This window comes from Clostridioides sp. ZZV14-6345 (assembly GCF_020657775.1).
In the GTDB taxonomy this organism is placed as follows: Bacteria; Bacillota; Clostridia; order Peptostreptococcales; family Peptostreptococcaceae; genus Clostridioides; species Clostridioides difficile_D.
Genome location: NZ_JAGWCX010000168.1, coordinates 1 through 521 on the forward strand (window position 1 = coordinate 1; position 521 = coordinate 521).

Annotated in this window: 1 protein-coding gene; it reads left to right on the forward strand. The window is 32.4% G+C overall.

Annotated elements, in window-relative coordinates; all coding sequences use genetic code 11:
• Positions 1-169: 169 nt before the first annotated feature.
• On the forward strand, positions 170-521 hold a 352-nt coding region (locus KGF39_RS19460; RefSeq protein WP_227823574.1), incomplete at its 3' end, for a hypothetical protein.

Here is a 521-nt window from a genome sequence, read left to right on the forward strand (position 1 = left end):
TAGAGAAATAGGTAGGTATAAATCAGAAGAAAGAGCTATTGAAGTATTAAACAGAATACAGGAGGCTATTATTGCAGGAACTAAGTTTGACATTATAAATAAAGACGGGGTTAGATGCAACAAAGAAAAAGTGTTTGAAATGCCAGTTGAATAAGGAGGGGGCGAAGATATGGCTAAAATTTGGATGGATGCAAATGAAGTTCTAAGTAAAACTATGGATTTAGAGGATATGTTTGAACTTAATTTAAGAGCAACAAGAAAGAGAAATGAAATTGAGAAACAAATAAAATATGAAGATTCAGAAATAAAAACTACAAATCGTGGTGGACCAGGGAAAATTATAAAAATTTTCAACATAAATACTGGAGAGGTAAAGATTCTTAAGAGTGCTGAAGAAGCAAGTAGATATATAAAGGTTAGTCGTAGCTATGCAAGTTATTTAGCTAGAGAAAATAAATCAACTGAGGATGGTTGGAAAGCAGAGTATATTCAAGAGGTGTCAGATGGTATTAGCAAATGTG